This is a genomic window from Nocardia colli, assembly GCF_008704205.1.
GTDB lineage: Bacteria > Actinomycetota > Actinomycetes > Mycobacteriales > Mycobacteriaceae > Nocardia > Nocardia colli.
Genome location: NZ_VXLC01000003.1, coordinates 1077579 through 1092164, shown reverse-complemented (window position 1 = coordinate 1092164; position 14586 = coordinate 1077579). Strand labels below are relative to the sequence as shown.

Below are 14586 nucleotides of genomic sequence, written 5' to 3'. Positions count from 1 at the left end.
ATGCGAATCGCGTTGCACACCAAGCTGAAAGCCGGAGCCGAGGCCGAGTACGAGGCCGCTCATCGGGCGGTGCCCGCCGAACTCGTGGCCGCGATCAAGGATGCCGGGGCCACGTCCTGGACCATCTGGCGCAGCGGGACCGACCTGTTTCACGTGATCGACTGTGCCGCTTACGATCTGCTGTTGACCAGGTTGGCCGGGTTGCCCGTCAATGTCGCATGGCAGGCGCGGATCAACGAGTATCTCGAAGTGGTGCACGACTATTCGGCCGCCGACGCGCCGCTGCCGGTGATGTGGGAGCTGAATCCCTCGGGTGGTTCTGGTGAATGATGTAGCCGACATCGTTCTCGGCGGAGCGGGTTACGCGGGGCTGTTCCGTGCGGTCAGCGAGGAAGACGCCCAGGCCGGCATAGCGGCGGCGTGGGACGCGGGCATTCGCGCATTCGACACCGCGCCGCACTATGGCGCGGGCAGCAGCGAGGAGCGCCTCGGACGGTTCCTGCGCTCCAGGTCGGAGTACACGGTATCGACGAAGGTCGGCCGCCTGCTCTACGACGATCCGTCCGCGCCCGATGGCGTCCACGATTTCTACGGAGCCCCGAAACGTTCAAGGCGACAGGACTATTCGGCCGCCGGTGTACGGCAGTCCCTGGAAGACTCGTTGGCGCGACTCGGACTGGATCGGGTAGACCTGCTACTGATCCACGATCCGGACGAGCATCAAGCCGAAACGCTGGCCGGAGCAATGCCCGAATTGGTGCGGATGCGCGACGCAGGCCTCGTTTCCGGCATCGGAGTCGGTGTCAATGATGTGGACGTTGCGCTGCGTTTCGTCCGCGAGACGCCCATCGACCACGTGATGATCGCCGGCCGATACACACTGCTGGACCGGCGCGCAGAAGCCGAGCTGCTCCCCGAATGCGCCCACCGAGGCATCCGAGTACTCGTCGCCGGCGTCCTGAACAGCGGAATCCTGGCGGATCCGCTGCGTCGAGCAACCTTCGACTACCGGCCTGCGCAACGCCACATCATCGAACGCGCACAAACGATGGACCGGCTCTGCGCGAAATACGACATCCCCCTGCGCGCCGCCGCGTTGCAGTTCCCACGCCGCAACCCGGCCGTCTCCGCCACCGTCATCGGCGCGGGCACAAAAGCGGAAGCCGAAGACACCATCGCGATGCTCAACACCCCCGTCCCAGAAGACCTCTGGCACGACCTGGCCCGGTCCTCATGACCCACGACACACACGCACGCCTTCTGATTTCCCGCACCGAAAATCGCATGCAAATTTCGGTGCGGGAAATCAAAAGGCGTGCGGCGATCAGGTCAAACTGCCGCGCGGCGCAGCCACTCCATCACGCCCGCTACGTGGGCGAGGGCGCGGGCATGCGCCAGTTCCGGATCGCGGGCCGCGATCGCGTCGCAGATCCCGCGGTGTTCGGCGACCGTGCGCTCGAACGCCTTCTCCTCGGTGATCCCGCGCCAGATCCGCGCCCGCATGGTCGGCAACGACAGCGAATCCAGCAGCGACGCAAGTACTTTGTTGCCCGAGGCGGCGGCGATCGCGGCATGGAACTCGAGATCGAGCGCGACCAGCTCGGTCACCGAGTTGGTCTCCGGCACGACCAGCGTGCGCAGGTGGGCGATCCCGTCCTCCGGCATCGATTGCGCGGCCAGCGCGGTCGCGGCCGGCTCCAGGATGCGCCGGATGCCGAGAATGTCCAATACCGAGTCGTCCTGGTGGAATTCGAGCAGGAAGCTCATCGCGTCGAGCAGCGACTTGGGTTCCAGGCTCGCCACGTAGGTGCCGTCGCCCTGGCGCACGTCCAGGATCCGGACCAGCGACAGCGCGCGGACCGCTTCGCGCAACGAGTTGCGCGAGACGCCGAGCTGCGCGGCGAGGTCCGCCTCCCTGGGCAGTCGCGCGCCCGGCTCCAGGTCGCCGGAGATGATCATCGCCTTGATCTTCGCTATCGCGTCGTCGGTGACCGACACCTGTTTCCTTCGCCTTCGAGGATGTGAACGTATGCCTCCGATGACTGTAGACTCCCACGTCCATATCTGGCGGATAGACGGCGGAATGTTCCACGTCCACTACGATTGGTTAACTGAAACATCGGATGTTTTATACCGAAACTACACTCTCGCCGACGTGCAGCCCGAGCTCGCCGAGCACGGCGTCGGCGCCGTCGTGCTGGTGCAGGCGTCCGATTCGCTGGCCGAGAATCGGGCGCTGCTGGCCGCCGCCGCGGGGGCCCCATATCCGGCGGCCGTGGTCGGCTGGCTGCCGCTGCATCGACCGGATGTCGTCGCCGCCGAACTGCCCAGCCTGCGCGCGCGTCCGGAATTCGTCGGCGTCCGGCACCTGATCCACCGCGATCCTGACCCGAAATGGCTGCTGCGGCCCGAGGTTTCGGATAGTCTCGCGCTGCTTGCCGAGGCGGGCCTGACCTTCGACGCGGTGGCCGAACGACCGGATCTGCTCGCTCAGGTGCCACACATCGCCCGGGAACACCCCGATCTGACCATCGTCCTCGACCATCTGGGCAAGCCGCCGATCGCGACCGGCGGTTGGCAACCATGGGCCGAGCTGCTGGCCGACGCGGCCGCGCAACCCAATGTGGTCGCCAAGATCTCCGGGCTGGCCACGGTCTCCGGCGACGAGATCAGCTCTCCCCGTTGGCAACCCTACGTCGATCACGCGTTGGCGGTGTTCGGCCCCGCGCGCCTGATGGTCGGCGGCGATTGGCCGTTCACACTTACGGCCGCGTCGTATCGGACCGTCTGGCAGACGACCATGGGCACGCTGGACCACCTGACTCCGGCCGACCGCGACCAAGTCCTGACCGAAGTCGCCTGGCGCACTTACCAACTACCCCTCGCGCCGACCTGGATGACCGAAGGAGTACCCGAATGAAGTTGCAGCGCATCGGCGAACCGGGCACGGAACGACCGATCGTCGTCGACGGTGACCAGGCCTACGACCTGCGCTCGCTCACCGCCGACATCGACGGCGATTTCCTCGCTGCGGACGGCATCGCCGCCGTTGCCGCGGCGCTTGCCGCGGAACAACTTCCGCGCATCGACATCGCCGGCGAACGCATCGGCGCGCCGATCGCCCGCCCGCAGGCGGTGTGGTGCATCGGCATGAACTACGCCGCGCACGCGACCGAATCAGGCTCGGAACCACCGGAAACGCCCGTGTTGTTCTTCAAGACCCCGAACACCGTCGTCGGCCCCTACGACGACGTAGTGATCCCGCGCGGCTCCCAGCGGACCGACTGGGAGGTGGAACTGGCGGTGGTGATCGGCCGCCGCGCCCGCTACCTCGACTCCGTCGGCGAAGCACTGCATCACATTGCCGGATACACCATCTCGAACGACGTCTCCGAACGCGCCTTCCAGCTCGAACAATCGGGCGGCCAGTGGTCGAAAGGCAAGTGCTGCGAGACGTTCAACCCGCTCGGCCCGTCCTTGGTCCCGCGCGACCGGCTCGACGCCGGGAACCTGCGGCTGCGTTCGTTCGTGAACGGCGAACCGCGCCAGGACTCCAGCACCGCCGACCTCATCTTCGACGTCGGCTACCTGGTCTGGCACCTCTCGCAGTACGCCGTCCTCGAACCGGGCGACGTCATCAACACCGGAACCCCTGCGGGGGTGGCACTTTCAGGTCGCTATCCGTATCTGCGCGACGGTGACGTGGTGGAGGTCGAGATCGAGGGAATCGGCCGGGCCAGGCAGCGCTGCCGCAATGCCGTCGCAGCGCAGCCGTAGACCCCGTCGGTCATTGCGCGGCAAGCACTTCCAGCGCCCGATCCACGTCCTCGACGGTGTTGTACAGGTGGAACGAGAAGCGCAGCCCGCCATTGCGCGCGGAGGTGATCACCTCGGCCTCCTCCAGCCGCGGCGCGGCGTCGCCCGCGCCGGGCACGGTGACGATCGGCGCCCGGTTCGGCACCCCGGACAGCCCGATCTCGGCCAGCCCGGCGCGGAAGCGGTCGGCCAGGCCGAGGTTGTGCGCGCCGATCTGCTCGACGGTGAGCTCCTCGATCAGCGAGATGCCCGCGCTCGCGGCGATCACCCCGAGCCAGTCCGGCGTGGAATCGAAGCGCCGGGCGGTGCTCGGCAGCTTGACCGGGTTGTACAGCTCGGCCCACGGATCCGCGGCCGCGTACCAGCCGGGCCCGACCGGCCGCACCGACTCGGTCGCCTCGGGTCCCGCGGCGAAGAAGGCGATGCTGCGCGCCCCGATCAGCCACTTGAACGTCGCGCACACCCAGTAGTCGGCATCGGCGAAATTCAACGGCAACCAGCTCGCCGCCTGTGTGGCATCCACCAGCAGCCGCGCACCGTGCGCGCGGGTCGCCGCCCGCAGCGCCGGTAGATCCGTCATCCGCCCGTCCGCCGACTGCACCACGCTCACCGCGACCAGCGCGGTCTCCGGCCGCACCTCCTCGGTCAGCCGCTCCAGCGGCACGGTGCGCACCGTGAGATCGCCGCGATGCAGGAAAGGCATGGTGACCGAGGAGAACTCGCCCTCGGCGACCAGTACCTCGGCGCCCGGCGGCAGCGCGACGGCGACCGGGCCGATCAACTGCGAGGCGGCGCTGCCCAGCGCGATATCGTCCGCGGTGGCGCCGGCCAGCAGCCCGGCATACGACTCGCGCAGCTTGGGGATCAGGTAATCGTTCGTCATCGGACCGCCGCGACCCGCCGCCCACCGCGCGCTCGCCTCGCGATGGGCGGTCAGCGCACGCGCGGACGGCAGCCCGAACGACGCGGTATTGAGGTAGGTGACTTCGGTCGAGAATTCTTCGGGCGCAAGGGGGGACATAGTAGGAGCATCCGCCGCCCGTCCGACCTCGTCCAGCGCCAGCACCTCGAAAGTGGACCGCTCGGGGTGGCGCCTATTTCGGTGTCGGTGTCGCCCACATATTGGTGAGGAGCTGATGGCTGGGGGTGTCCGAGAGCGACTGCATCGATTCGTAGATGCGCTGGTAGCTGGTCGAGGTGATGCGCCAGCTGCCGTCGGAGTCGAGGCGATAGGTGTCGGAGTAGTAGCCGGCCCCGCGGATCAGCGCGCCGTATTCGGTGGCGATGACGGTGTCCTCGAAAGCCCATGAGCCGGTAGCGGTTTCGCCGTCGACGGTGATCTCCGGATGGGTCGCGATGTGCACCGTGACGACTGTCGGGCCGAGGTTTTCCCGCATGAACGCGATGATGGTGTCGCGGCCGTCCAGGACGAGTGGCTCGCCGAGGGCGTGCGTGCCGTAGCGGCCGGCGGCGTCGACCGCGAGGGTGTCGCCGAACTCGTCCCACCGTTTGAGGTCGAGCGTCCGGAAATAGCGGTACTTGAGCTGACGGACGGCTTCGATGGCGGCGAGATCCATTCGACCAGCGTGGCACGCCGCCGCCGGACAGACAATAACCTGTTCTAATTTTCTCGCTCGGAACGTATTTGTGTCCTGAGCCGACCGTTGGGTACTCGACTCGATGAGGCATGCCGAAGCCAGCGCATGCGCTCAACCGCACCGAATGTCTCGTCACGATCGGGAGTCTGCTGTGAAGAGCCCTGTTACCTCGCCCAACCCCCACGATCCGTCGCTCGACCAGGCGGTCGCGCTGCATGCCGCCGCGGTCCGCCTGGAGGAGGAGTTCGACGGTGTCATCGATGACGACGCCATCGAGCAGTTCCTGCGCTCGGCCTACGATCACGTCGCCGACCACGCCACCATCGACACCTTCCTTCCGCTGCTGGCCGAGCGGTACACCCGAGAGTGGTTGTACGCCATGGTCGGCCACCGGGACAGCGGGGTCTAGCTGTCAAGTTTCGTTCCCGGCTACCGAGAAGATCCGTAGTGGTCTCCGTAGTTTCCGGGATTCCACCGAGCCCTCGCCGAGGCACTGTGATGGGTGACACAAACGTGATCTAAGCTCTAGGCGAGCGCCACAGTGGAGGTGAGCTATGACGGTCGAGGCGGTGACTCCTCCCGAATCCGGCGAGTTGTGGGCGGGTTCGGCACCGGTGTCCGCCCGGCCGCCACAGCCGCCGGTATCGATGATCGAGCGAATGACGTTGATACTGGACGCTTTCGACGGCGCGACGCCCACCCTCACGCTGCTCGGCCTGTCCGAACGCACCGGCCTGCCGCGCTCCACGGTGCATCGCATCCTGGACCAGATGATCCGGCTACGCTGGCTCGCGCACGCCCCCGGCGGCTATCGACTGGGCATGCGCACGCTGGAGCTGGGCGGACTTGCCGCCGACCACAACGAGATTCGCGATGTGGTGAGCCCGCTGCTGCACGATCTCTGTCAACGAACCGGCATGGTCGGACATCTCGGCGTGCTCGACGGCCGCGAGGTGCTCTACCTGGACAAGGCCGGCGGCCGGTTCGCCGCGACGGTGCCGACCCGGCTCGGCGGCCGGATGCCCGCGCACAGTACGGCGCTCGGCAAGGCGCTGCTGGCGTCGCTGGAGCCGAGCATCGTCGAAACGTCCTTCCGCGATCACCTTCCGCAACTGACCGCCCGAACCATCTGCGACAGAGCCGAATTGCATCGCGAACTGGCCCGCATCCGGCAACGGCAAGGCGTCGCGGTGGACAACGAGGAATCGGTGGCGGGCATCGCCTGCGTGGCCGTGCCCATCCGCGGTCGCGGCGCCGCGGTTGCCGCACTCTCGCTGTCCGGCCAAATCGGCGGCGAACGAACAGCTTTGGACACCGCGCGACTGGCCCGCGTCCTCGTCGAGGTCGCGCACGAGGCAGGTCGTTCCCTGTTCCCGCGCCACGCCCGCTGGCGCTGACTATCCGCTCAGTGCGGGATGGCGTCGATGATCGCCCGCGCGCCCTGGCGCAGCAGATCCGCGCCGACGAAGAAGCCGAGCGCCTGCGGATCCTCCGGAACGCCCCACTGGTGTGAGTCCAGCCACTGCGTGCCGTCCTCGTTGAACACCTTGCCGTGCAAGGTCAACCGGCCGGTCGCCTCGGTGCTCGCGTAACCGGCGATGGGGGAGTTGCAGTGTCCTTGCAGAGCGTGCAGCATGGCGCGCTCGGCGTCGGCCTGCCGGTGCGTCTCCGAATGGTCTAGGCGGGCACCGAGTTCCAGGAGCTCGGCGTCGTCGGCGCGGCATTCGAGGGTGATGATGCCCGCACCGATGGGCGGGCACATGGTGTCCAGGTCGAGGGTCTCGGTGATCCGATGCGCCTGGTCGACGCGGTGCAGGCCGGAGACGGCCGCGATCAGCACATCGATGTGGCCCTCTTCGAGCCGCGCCAGCCGGGTGTTGACGTTGCCGCGCAACGGTTTCACCGTGAGGTGCGGGTAGTGCAGCAGCAGCTGGGCCCGCCGGCGCACCGAGCTGGTGCCGACCACGGTGCCCGCGGGCTGCTCGGCGAGCGGAGCACCGTCGGCGGTGATCACCGCGTCGTGCACGTCGTCGCGCGGCAGGTAGCCGGCGAACTTCAACCCCTCGGGCACCGGGATGTCGCCGGGGATGTCCTTGAGGCAGTGCACCGCCAGGTCGGCGTCGTCCACCAGCAGCGCGTGGTCGATCTCCTTGACGAAGGCGCCCTTGCCGCCGAGCTTGGACAGATCGCCCATCCAGCGATCGCCCGCGGTGGTGACCTTGACCAGCTCGCTGTCCACCCCGAGCTCGCCGAGCAGGGCGGCGACCTGCTCGGCCTGGGCCAATGCCATGGGACTGGACCGAGTGGCGATCCGGATGATGCGGGCACGCGACATGCCCGGCACGTTACTCCTGCCCGCGCCGACGATCCGCACGCCCTCTGACACTGCGCACCGGGAATCGCCCAGCACCGGAAATGAGAAATAGTGTGACGAGCGGTACTGGCACAGTGACAATAAGGAGGGCGGAGGGGACTCGGAGTAGGAGCACGTGATGTACAGCGACGAACATCAGGAGTTCCGGGCGATGGTCCGGCGCTACCTCGAGCAGAAGATCAATCCCCACGTCGACGAGTGGGAACAGGCCGAGATGATGCCGCTGCACGAGATCTTCGCCGACCTGGCCAAGCTCGGCATCCTGGGCCTCGAGTACGACCCGGCCTACTCCGGGCAGGGCGCCGACCATCTGTTCACCGTGGTGCTGTGCCAGGAACTGGGTCGCGTCGCGCACGGGTCGTTTCCGATGGCGCTCGGCGTGCACGTCGCCATGGCCACGCCGTCGCTGCACGCGCACGGCAGCGAGGAACTCAAGCAGGAGTACCTCGCGCCCGCCATGCGCGGTGAAACCGTGTGCGGCGTAGCGGTTACCGAGCCGGAGGCCGGTTCGGACGTCGCGGGGATCCGGACCAGCGCGCGCCGCGACGGCGACGACTGGGTGATCAACGGCTCGAAAGTGTTCATCACCAACGCCGTTCAGGCGGACTGGCTGTGCACCCTCGTGCGCACCTCGCCGGAGGGCGGGTATCGCGGGATGAGCCAGATCATCATTCCTACCGACACCCCCGGCTTCCGCGTCGACCGCAAGCTCGACAAGCTGGGCATGCGCGCCTCCGACACCGGCCTGCTCACCTTCGAGGACGTGCGAGTTCCGGTGCGCAACACCATCGGTGAGATCGGTAAGGGCTTCCAGCAGCAGATGTCGCAGTTCGTGATGGAGCGAATGTTCGCCGCCTACAGCGCGCCGATCAGCTGTGCCATGCAATTGGAACTGACCCGCGACTACGCCAAGCAGCGCAAGGTGTTCGGACAGCCGCTGACCGCGAACCAGTACCTGCAATACACCTACGCCGAACTCGCCGCGAAGGTCGACATGCTGCGCGTCTACACCGAGGCGATCGCCCAGTCCTACACGGCCGGTAACGATGTCACGCGGATGGCCACGATCGCCAAGCTGGACGCGGGCCGGCTCTCGCGTCAGGTCGCGGACTGGTGTCTGCAAATTCACGGCGGCACCGGCTATATGACGGAGACTTGGACCTCGCGCGCCTACCGGGACAGCCGCCTGCTGAGCATCGGCGGCGGCGCGGATGAGGTGATGCTGCGGGTGCTTTCGCTGATGGACGGGTTCAGCTAGCCGGTTAATTTCCGGTGGGCTGCGGAAGTGTCCAGGAGGATGCTGGGCATTTGCCTCACGATTGCTGAAGCATGGTCTTTTCACTGCGGATAATTTACGTTCCCGGCATGCGACGACCGTTCGGCTGCTTTCCTATGGACGTCAGGATGGAGAGTCCGTGAGTAGGTAGAGGCGTAGTCGGGGAGCGATGCACCGCATACCGATCAACCAACGACACTTCCGTTCGGGGTGGCTCTGGTCCGCGATCGGCTTGGTCGCCATCGCGGGCATGGCCGTGTGGCTGACCCGCCCGGAGCCGGTACGCTGCGATACGCCGAACGCGACCGGCGCGCCGGCCACCTCGAACGTGCTGGTCCAGTCGGCGACCTCGCGAACGCCGGTGGCCGCCAGCAGTATTGAGCCCACTGCGGCGCCCGCGCAGGAACCGCCGGCCGTCGTCACGGGGGAGGCCCGCTTCTATTCGTTCAGCCAAGGCGTGTCCTGCTCGTTCCCCGGGCTACCCATGGACGGCTTCTATGTGGGCATGTCGACGCCGGAGTTCGGCCGGGCCGATCCGTGCGGCGCGTACCTCGACATCCAGGGTCCGCGCGGCGATGTGCGCGCGCTCATCGTCGACCGTTGCCCGGCATGTGCTCCGGGACAACTGGATTTGAGCGTCGCCGCCTTCACCCAGCTCGCCGATCTGTCCGACGGGGTGGCCAAGGTCCGCTACAGCGTGGTGCGCAATCCCGAGCCGCCGCCGGAGCTGTTCTATCAGGTGAAACCGGACTCCAGCAGCGCCTGGTTCGCGATCCTGCTCAGCGGATCCGGAAACCCGTTGCGGGAGGTCGCTATTCGGCCGTACACCGGCGGCGCGTGGCAGAACCTCAGCCGGGGCATGGACAACTACTGGTCCATCTCCGGCGCCGGGCCGGGCCCGTTCGACGCGCGCGTCACCGACGTGCACGGCGACCAGGCGGAGATCCTCGGCATCACCCTCACCCCGGGTGTGCGGGCGACCGGCGCCCGGCTCTATGCCGGGACACCGGCGTTCACCGCACCGGAGACCACCAGGCCGCCGGTGATCGCGCCGACCACGCAGGCCGCCGCGCCGTCGCTCGCGCAGAACCTGCCCGCAAGCTGTAGGCGCTAACGGAGTTTCGCGCCCAGCGCCTTACCTGCCGCACGCCCGGAGAAGATGCACCCGCCGAGGAAGGTGCCCTCCAGTGCGTTGTATCCGTGCACCCCGCCGCCGCCGAACCCGGCCACCTCGCCCGCAGCGTAGAGGCCGGGGAACGCGGTGCCGTCCGGGCGCATCACCTGCGAGTCGAGGTTGGTCTGCAAGCCGCCCAACGTCTTTCGGGTGAGGATGTTCAATCGCACCGCGATGAGCGGACCGGCCGCCGGGTCGAGGATGCGGTGCGGCTTGGCCACCCGGCTCACCTTGTCGCCGAGGAACTGGCGCGCGTTGGTGATCGCCATCAGTTGGCTGTCCTTGGAGTACTTGTTCGCCACATCCCGGTCCCTGGCGACGATCTGGCGTTCCAGCGCGTCGTGGTCGAGCTGCGGGCCGCGCGCGATCTTGTTCATCCCGGCGACCAGCTCGCGCAGGTTGTCCGCGACCACGAAATCCACGCCGTGCTGCTTGAACGCCTCCACCGGACCCGGCGCGCCCTTGGCCAACCGGCTCTTGAGCGTGAATTTCAGGTCCTTGCCGGTGATGTCGGGGTTCTGCTCGGAACCCGAGAGCGCGAACTCCTTCTCGATGATCGACTGGGTGAGCACGAACCAGGAGTAGTCGTAGCCGGTGGCCAGGATCTCCTTCATCGTGGACATGGTGTCGAAACCGGGGAAACACGGTGCGGGCAACCGCTTTCCGTTCGCGTCGAACCACAGCGAGGACGGGCCGGGGATGATCCGGATGCCGTGATCGGGCCAGATCGAATCCCAGTTGTTGATGCCTTCGGTGTAGTGCCACATGCGATCCCGGTTCACGATGGCCCCGCCGGCGGACTCGGTGATGCCGAGCATCCGCCCGTCCACGTGCGCGGGCACGCCGGAGATCATCGTCTCGGGGCACTTGCCGAGCCGCTCGGTGGGCCAATTGCGGCGGATCAGCTCGTGGTTATGGCCGATGCCGCCGGAGGTGACGATCACCGCCTTCGCCCGGAACTCGAACTCGCCGACGATGTTTCGCGACGACGCCTTGCCGCGCTTGAGATCGGTCTCTTCCAGGACACTGCCGCGTACGCCGACCACCGCGTCGTCCTCGACGATCAGTTCGTCGACCCGATGCCGGAAACCGAAGCCGACGAGCCCCTTTCGCTCACCCTCCAGCACCGGCTCGGCGAACACCCGTACCACCTCGGGCCCGGTGCCCCAGGTGAGATGGAAGCGCGGCACCGAATTACCGTGCCCGTCCGCGAAACTCCCGCCGCGCTCGGCCCAGCTGATCAGCGGCGTCACCCGCAGCCCGAGCTCGTGCAGGTAGTCGCGCTTCTCGTCGGTCGCGAAGCGCACGTACGCCTCGGCCCACTGCCGGCCCCACAGGTCCTCGTCGTCGCGGTCGAAACCGGCGGAGCCGAGCCAATCCTGCAACGCCAGGTCGTAGGAGTCCTTGATGCCGAGCCGCCGCTGTTCGGGCGTGTCCACCATGAACAGTCCGCCGAGCGACCAAAAGGCTTGCCCGCCGAGGTTGTTGCGGTTCTCCTGATCGAGCACGAGCACCTTGCGGCCCGCCTTGACCAGCTCGTGGGTCGCGACCAGGCCGGCCAGCCCAGCGCCGACGACGATGACATCTGCCTGCTCGGCGAATGCGGGATCGGACATGTTCATCCTTTGGTTTCGGTGCTGTAGGCCAGCACGACGTGATAGATGAGGTCGGTGCGCCGACGCCGCGCGACCCGGCTGCGCGGTTCCATCAGCACCTGCACGCTGGTGCCGTCGTGCACCGCGACCAGTGCCTGCCCGAGCGCCTCCGGGTCGGGCACGGTGCGCCCGACCCGGGCCAGCCCGGCGACGACGGCCGGCATGAGGGCGTTCACGATCGCCTCCTCGCGCGCGGCCATCACCCGGCGCAGCCCGGGATTGCGCAACGCGTGCGTGGTGAACTCGGCGGTGATCCGGTACCAGCCCTCATCGACGGGTACCGCGCGTTCCAGGCGTTCGATCGAGGTGCGCACGTCGTCGGTGCCGACCGGGATCTCGTCGAGCATGCGTTGCACGTCGGCGAGCATGGCCGCCGAGCGCTGCTCCCACATGGCCAGGAACAGCTCGTCGAGCGAGCCGAAATTGGAGTAGAACGCGCCGCGGGTGAATCCGGCCCGCTCACAGACCCGTTCCACGGTGGCCTTGCCGAAGCCTTCCTCGGCGAACGCCTCGTACGCGGCGGTGAGCAGCCGATCCCTGGTCTCGGCGCGGCGGCGGGTGACCCGGGTTGCCGAGGTCTTCGCTTCGGCGGACGACGCCAACGGGCACCTCCTCGGGCGCGGCCGACGGAGTGCCGGCCAACTGGATACAGAAATGTATTCAATACATAAATGTATCAGAAGCGGAGCTGTGACGTGGCGAAATCGGACGAGTAGGGTGGGCGCAGCTCGATACGACCGTGCATCCTGACCACGAGGGGAGATCGGTATGAACGAGGTTGCCCGGACCGCATCGATGACCGGCTGGCGGGTGCGCCGGCCCGGGCCGATCGATGAAGCGCCGCTGGATCAGGTGCGCGAACCGGTGCCCGAACCCGCCGCCGACGAGTTACTCGTGCGCGTGCTGGCCTGCGGTGTGTGCCGAACCGATCTGCATGTGGCCGAGGGGGACTTGCCGGTGCATCGCGCGGGCGTGGTGCCGGGACACGAGGTGGTCGGCGAAGTGGTCGCCGTCGGCTCGGCGGTCGGCGCGGTCGCGGAGGACGCGCGCTTCACCGAGGAATTCGCCGTCGGCGACCGGGTCGGCATCGCGTGGCTCCGGCACACCTGCGGCGCCTGCAAGTTCTGCCTGCGCGGCGCGGAAAATCTCTGTCCCCGTTCGGCATACACCGGCTGGGACGCCGACGGCGGATACGCCGAATTCGCCACCGTCCCGGCTGCGTACGCGCTCCGGCTACCGGATGGCTACGCGGACAACGAACTTGCGCCGCTGCTGTGCGCGGGCATCATCGGCTACCGCGCGCTGCAACGGGCCGAGCTGCCGCCCGGCGGACGCCTCGGCCTGTACGGCTTCGGCGGCAGCGCGCACATCGCCGCGCAGGTCGCGCTGGCCCGCGGCGCGGAACTGCACGTGATGACCCGCGACCCGGCCGCACAGGAGCTGGCCCGCGAACTCGGCGCCAGCTCGGTGCAGGGCGCGGCGGATCTGCCTCCGGTGCAACTGGATTCGGCGATCTTGTTCGCCCCCGTCGGCACGCTCGTGCCGCCCGCGCTGGAGGCGCTGGATCGCGGCGGCATCCTGGCCATCGCGGGTATTCACCTCAGCGACATCCCCGCGCTGAATTACCAGCGGCATCTGTTCCAGGAGCGGGAAATTCGCTCGGTCACCTCGAACACCCGCACCGATGCCCGTGAATTTCTCACTCTCGCAGGCGAACATCGCATAGAAGTCACCACCCGTGGGTACTCCTTGGGGATGGCAAATCAGGCCCTCGCCGACCTCGCGCACGGACGTTTCACGGGCGCAGCGGTTCTCGTGCCATAGAAAAGGTACGCCAGGACACGATTCGGCGCTGACTACGCATCGTTCGGGTCGTTTTGCTTGACGGCCTGCTCCGCCGTTCTTACCTTCGCAGATATAGCCGAGTGGCACTTGTCCCTGACAAGTGTCATTCGGCTTCTCACAACGGCGTGAGCGGGTGATCACAATGGCAGACCGGAAGGTAATTCATTTCGAGAAGTGGCGGGTAGTGCAAGCATTCGTGGTGCTACTGCTCGTCGCGGGATTCGGAGCGACGACAGGATTGCCCGCGCTGGCCGCGCCGTGCGCGGCCGTCGATGTCGTAGTCGCCAGGGGCACCCAGGAACCCGGGTACCTCGGCGCGGTGGCCGGCGACCCGCTCTACGGCACACTGCTGCACCGGCTTCCGGTGAGCACGGTCGCCTACCGCGTCAATTATCCTGCGGACCTGCTGGATCCAGGGTCGATCAGTCGCGGCACCCAGGACATGACCGCGCACGTCCTGTGGCAGGCGGCGGCCTGCCCGGACCAGCGGTTCGTCCTGGTCGGCTATTCGCAGGGCGCGGTCGTCACGCACGGCGTGCTCGGCACCGGCGCGGTGACGGCGCTCGGTGGCATCAGCACTTTGCCGGCCGACCTGGAATCACGCGTCGCGGCAGTGCTGTTGTTCGGTGATCCGATGCGGCTGACCGGCTGGAACGTGCCGGATCTGTACGCGTGGCGCACCGGAAACTACTGCACGGCCGGGGATCCGGTGTGCACCGGCGGCGGCGATCCGACCCAGCATTCCAACTACGCCTGGGCCATGTGGCCCGCGGCCGAGTTGGTCGCGAGCCGGGTGTAGTTCTCCGGCCGGGGAATCCGCGACGGGGGTCGGCAGGCAGTCGGCCCCC

The 14586-nt window shown here is 67.6% G+C and carries 16 protein-coding genes; 10 read left to right on the top strand and 6 right to left on the bottom strand.

Features of this window, described 5'->3' with window-relative positions; all coding sequences use genetic code 11:
- Window positions 1-330: an L-rhamnose mutarotase gene (locus F3087_RS11770; protein ID WP_150401854.1), complete on the top strand. Its 330-nt coding sequence runs from the start codon at window positions 1-3 to the stop codon at window positions 328-330.
- Window positions 323-1237: an aldo/keto reductase gene (locus F3087_RS11765; RefSeq protein ID WP_150401853.1), complete on the top strand. Its 915-nt coding sequence runs from the start codon at window positions 323-325 to the stop codon at window positions 1235-1237. The genes F3087_RS11770 and F3087_RS11765 overlap by 8 nt, the downstream gene beginning before the upstream one ends.
- Window positions 1238-1329: 92 nt before the next feature.
- Here F3087_RS11765 and F3087_RS11760 read toward each other — a convergent pair whose 3' ends face one another.
- Window positions 1330-1998 (bottom strand): FadR/GntR family transcriptional regulator, encoded by a 669-nt coding sequence (locus F3087_RS11760; protein WP_150401852.1) that lies wholly within the window; start codon window positions 1996-1998, stop codon window positions 1330-1332.
- A gap of 31 nt (window positions 1999-2029) precedes the next feature.
- Here F3087_RS11760 and F3087_RS11755 point away from each other — a divergent pair, with 31 nt between their 5' ends.
- Window positions 2030-2920, top strand: a complete 891-nt coding sequence (locus F3087_RS11755; protein WP_317983918.1) for an amidohydrolase family protein — start codon at window positions 2030-2032, stop codon at window positions 2918-2920.
- Window positions 2917-3777 carry a fumarylacetoacetate hydrolase family protein gene (locus F3087_RS11750; protein ID WP_150401850.1) on the top strand — a complete coding sequence of 287 codons (861 nt, stop codon included), beginning with the start codon at window positions 2917-2919 and terminating at the stop codon, window positions 3775-3777. The genes F3087_RS11755 and F3087_RS11750 overlap by 4 nt, the downstream gene beginning before the upstream one ends.
- 10 nt (window positions 3778-3787) lie before the next feature.
- Here the strand turns inward: F3087_RS11750 and F3087_RS11745 are convergent, their stop codons facing one another.
- On the bottom strand, window positions 3788-4837 hold the full coding sequence (locus F3087_RS11745; protein WP_150401849.1) for an aminotransferase class V-fold PLP-dependent enzyme: 1050 nt from the start codon (window positions 4835-4837) through the stop codon (window positions 3788-3790).
- Window positions 4838-4910: 73 nt separating this feature from the next.
- Window positions 4911-5393 carry a nuclear transport factor 2 family protein gene (locus tag F3087_RS11740; protein WP_150401848.1) on the bottom strand — a complete coding sequence of 161 codons (483 nt, stop codon included), beginning with the start codon at window positions 5391-5393 and terminating at the stop codon, window positions 4911-4913.
- A gap of 172 nt (window positions 5394-5565) precedes the next feature.
- Between F3087_RS11740 and F3087_RS11735 the strand changes: the two genes are divergently transcribed.
- Window positions 5566-5823, top strand: coding sequence for a three-helix bundle dimerization domain-containing protein (locus tag F3087_RS11735; protein WP_150401847.1), 258 nt, complete (start codon window positions 5566-5568; stop codon window positions 5821-5823).
- A gap of 145 nt (window positions 5824-5968) precedes the next feature.
- Window positions 5969-6811, top strand: a complete 843-nt coding sequence (locus F3087_RS11730) for an IclR family transcriptional regulator (RefSeq protein ID WP_150401846.1) — start codon at window positions 5969-5971, stop codon at window positions 6809-6811.
- 8 nt (window positions 6812-6819) lie between these two features.
- Here the strand turns inward: F3087_RS11730 and hemC are convergent, their stop codons facing one another.
- The gene (gene hemC, locus F3087_RS11725; RefSeq protein WP_150401845.1) at window positions 6820-7749 is read right to left on the bottom strand and encodes a hydroxymethylbilane synthase; all 930 of its coding nucleotides are present in this window, start codon (window positions 7747-7749) and stop codon (window positions 6820-6822) included.
- A 154-nt stretch (window positions 7750-7903) separates the two neighbouring features.
- Here hemC and F3087_RS11720 point away from each other — a divergent pair, with 154 nt between their 5' ends.
- Together F3087_RS11720 and F3087_RS11715 are read left to right on the top strand one after the other, a co-directional pair.
- Complete coding sequence (locus tag F3087_RS11720) at window positions 7904-9046, top strand: acyl-CoA dehydrogenase family protein (RefSeq protein ID WP_191093907.1); 1143 nt, start codon at window positions 7904-7906, stop codon at window positions 9044-9046.
- A gap of 187 nt (window positions 9047-9233) precedes the next feature.
- A complete protein-coding gene (locus tag F3087_RS11715; RefSeq protein WP_150401843.1) occupies window positions 9234-10178 on the top strand; it encodes an expansin EXLX1 family cellulose-binding protein in 945 nt (314 codons plus the stop codon).
- On the opposite strand, the gene F3087_RS11710 is transcribed toward F3087_RS11715, so the two are convergent.
- Entirely contained in the window at window positions 10175-11854 is a 1680-nt protein-coding gene (locus tag F3087_RS11710) for an FAD-binding dehydrogenase (protein ID WP_150401842.1), read from the bottom strand. The genes F3087_RS11715 and F3087_RS11710 overlap by 4 nt on opposite strands.
- A gap of 2 nt (window positions 11855-11856) precedes the next feature.
- Window positions 11857-12495 (bottom strand): TetR/AcrR family transcriptional regulator, encoded by a 639-nt coding sequence (locus F3087_RS11705; protein WP_150401841.1) that lies wholly within the window; start codon window positions 12493-12495, stop codon window positions 11857-11859.
- A gap of 193 nt (window positions 12496-12688) precedes the next feature.
- On the opposite strand from F3087_RS11705, the gene F3087_RS11700 reads away from it, so the two are divergent.
- Both F3087_RS11700 and F3087_RS11695 read left to right on the top strand, forming a co-directional pair.
- The gene (locus F3087_RS11700) at window positions 12689-13717 is read left to right on the top strand and encodes a zinc-binding alcohol dehydrogenase family protein (protein ID WP_375923674.1); all 1029 of its coding nucleotides are present in this window, start codon (window positions 12689-12691) and stop codon (window positions 13715-13717) included.
- Window positions 13718-13880: 163 nt separating this feature from the next.
- On the top strand, window positions 13881-14537 hold the full coding sequence (locus F3087_RS11695; protein WP_150401839.1) for a cutinase family protein: 657 nt from the start codon (window positions 13881-13883) through the stop codon (window positions 14535-14537).
- Window positions 14538-14586: the final 49 nt, after the last annotated feature.

Excerpts from the sequence above, each read along its gene's own strand:
- F3087_RS11770 (WP_150401854.1), top strand. The coding sequence starts at position 1 with ATGCGAATCGCGTTGCACACCAAGCTGAAAGCCGGAGCCGAGGCCGAG.
- F3087_RS11755 (WP_317983918.1), top strand. The coding sequence starts at position 2,030 with ATGCCTCCGATGACTGTAGACTCCCACGTCCATATCTGGCGGATAGAC.
- F3087_RS11750 (WP_150401850.1), top strand. The coding sequence starts at position 2,917 with ATGAAGTTGCAGCGCATCGGCGAACCGGGCACGGAACGACCGATCGTC.
- F3087_RS11745 (WP_150401849.1), bottom strand. The coding sequence starts at position 4,837 with ATGTCCCCCCTTGCGCCCGAAGAATTCTCGACCGAAGTCACCTACCTC.
- F3087_RS11740 (WP_150401848.1), bottom strand. The coding sequence starts at position 5,393 with ATGGATCTCGCCGCCATCGAAGCCGTCCGTCAGCTCAAGTACCGCTAT.
- F3087_RS11730 (WP_150401846.1), top strand. The coding sequence starts at position 5,969 with ATGACGGTCGAGGCGGTGACTCCTCCCGAATCCGGCGAGTTGTGGGCG.
- hemC (WP_150401845.1), bottom strand. The coding sequence starts at position 7,749 with ATGTCGCGTGCCCGCATCATCCGGATCGCCACTCGGTCCAGTCCCATG.
- F3087_RS11715 (WP_150401843.1), top strand. The coding sequence starts at position 9,234 with ATGCACCGCATACCGATCAACCAACGACACTTCCGTTCGGGGTGGCTC.
- F3087_RS11710 (WP_150401842.1), bottom strand. The coding sequence starts at position 11,854 with ATGTCCGATCCCGCATTCGCCGAGCAGGCAGATGTCATCGTCGTCGGC.
- F3087_RS11700 (WP_375923674.1), top strand. The coding sequence starts at position 12,689 with ATGACCGGCTGGCGGGTGCGCCGGCCCGGGCCGATCGATGAAGCGCCG.
- F3087_RS11695 (WP_150401839.1), top strand. The coding sequence starts at position 13,881 with ATGGCAGACCGGAAGGTAATTCATTTCGAGAAGTGGCGGGTAGTGCAA.